1 protein-coding gene is annotated in these 1803 nt (G+C 39.2%); it reads left to right on the top strand.

Features of this window, described 5'->3' with window-relative positions:
* The first annotated feature begins 123 nt into the window (after positions 1 to 123).
* Positions 124 to 1407, top strand: a complete 1284-nt coding sequence (locus tag DZB84_RS24540; protein ID WP_116354906.1) for an IS110 family RNA-guided transposase — start codon at positions 124 to 126, stop codon at positions 1405 to 1407.
* Positions 1408 to 1803 lie beyond the last annotated feature (396 nt).

Below are 1803 nucleotides of genomic sequence, written 5' to 3'. Positions count from 1 at the left end.
AGGAGCATTCCTGTAATAAAGAAATTTGAGAGTTGAAACAAAAAGAGCCCTCTTGGTATAGTACGAGGTGTCCGAAGCTGCAGCGCAAGGACCCTTAATTAAGTAACCAAGGAGGACTCACTAATGAATTATACACAAAATCAAAAAATCTCTCAAATTACTCAATCAACCCTTATTATTGGCATTGATGTTGCCAAGGACAAACACGTGGCACGTGCACAAGATGACAGAGGATTGGAGTTCGGGAAACGCTTAATCTTCGAAAATCGCATTCACGGATTCCAAAAACTATTAGATTGGATGGAACGACACAGAAAGCAAAATGGCAAGAACCACGTCATATTTGGTGTAGAACCTACAGGGCATTACTGGTTAAGTTTAGCTTATTTTCTAAGGGCTAAGGGTTATGACTTTGTTTTAGTTAACCCAATGCACGTTAAGAAAAGTAAAGAGCTTGATGATAACTCTCCCACCAAAAATGATACAAAAGATGCCAGAGTAATAGCACAGTTGATTAAGGATGGGCGATACTCCGTACCAAATCTCTTGGATGGCATTTATGCCGAATTAAGAGAAGGCGTCAAATTACGAGATCAGCTCACGAAACAACTGATGATTATTGAAGGGCGAATCCAAAACAATATTCAGCGTTATTTTCCCGAGTTCTTTGATGTCTTTGGAGACTGGGAAGGTAAAGCAGCTTTCTGTACGTTACGAATGTTTCCTTTTCCATCACAAATCAAAGAAATGACACCCGAGGAAGTATTGAAGAGTTGGAAACCATTTGTCCAACGAGGTGTAGGAATCAAACGTGCAACGAAACTTGTAGAAGCTGCGAAAAAAAGTATAGGTATTCAAATCGGCATTAAGTTTGCCAAGCGTGAATTAGAATGTCTACTGGAACAGTATGAGCTTTATAAGCAACAGTTGGAACAGTTAGACACGGAGCTAGAAACATTAGTTGAAAAGCTTCCAGGAGCGAAGCAGATGATGGATATTTCTGGGCTGGGCTCTACAACCATCGCTCTGTTTTTTGCAGAAGTAGGTGATATAACGAAATATAATCATCCTCAGCAATTAGTTAATCTAGCTGGACTCTCATTACGAGAGCACAGTTCAGGTAAATTTAAAGGTCAAACACGAATTACTAAAAGAGGACGAAGTCGTCTACGACGAGCCTTATATTTGGCTATTCGTCCACTTGTAGCTCATAACCCAATCTTTAAAGCTTTGCATAAATATTACACCACGAGATCTGAGCGTCCACTTAAGAAACAACAGTCACTTATTGCCTTGTGTTGTAAGTTATTACGGGTCTTGTTTGTCATTGGACAGAAACAATGTGAATTTGATGGATCAAAATTATTAAAAGGGTTAACACAAAACCTATCATTACAGGCTGCATAAGTCTTGATGAGTATAACTCCGAATCACTTTTAATTTCTCAAACAAACACCAATAGTGCAGAGTTGGAGCTTATTTTTACCATTCGGGCATGAGACCCAGCAAAGGAGCTTATCCAACCTCCACCTCATGGATACGCAGGACGAAGGAATGTATGGATTACAATCCGGAGAGACATGGGAGGGTTAGCGACCGTGATTTGCGTGGAGATTTCCTAGCACGGTTATACACTATCTACCAAATAAAACCAATTTGGTTGGTAGGATGTCCCCCAACCTGTAAATCATTTAAAGAAATACAATTAATATCCATTAATTTTGGTGTGTCAACTATTAGGTGGTTATGAAATTTTGAGAAAAAGAGAGTATTCGTGAGATAAATTAACTTTATAGAGGGAGG

It is taken from the genome of Bacillus sp. HNG, assembly GCF_003400205.1.
Classification (GTDB): Bacteria; Bacillota; Bacilli; order Bacillales; family Bacillaceae_L; genus Ferdinandcohnia.
This window is presented reverse-complemented; position numbering and strand designations above follow the sequence as displayed.

Bases quoted from the DNA above. Each gene is read 5' to 3' on its own strand.
- DZB84_RS24540 (WP_116354906.1), top strand. From the start codon at position 124: ATGAATTATACACAAAATCAAAAAATCTCTCAAATTACTCAATCAACC.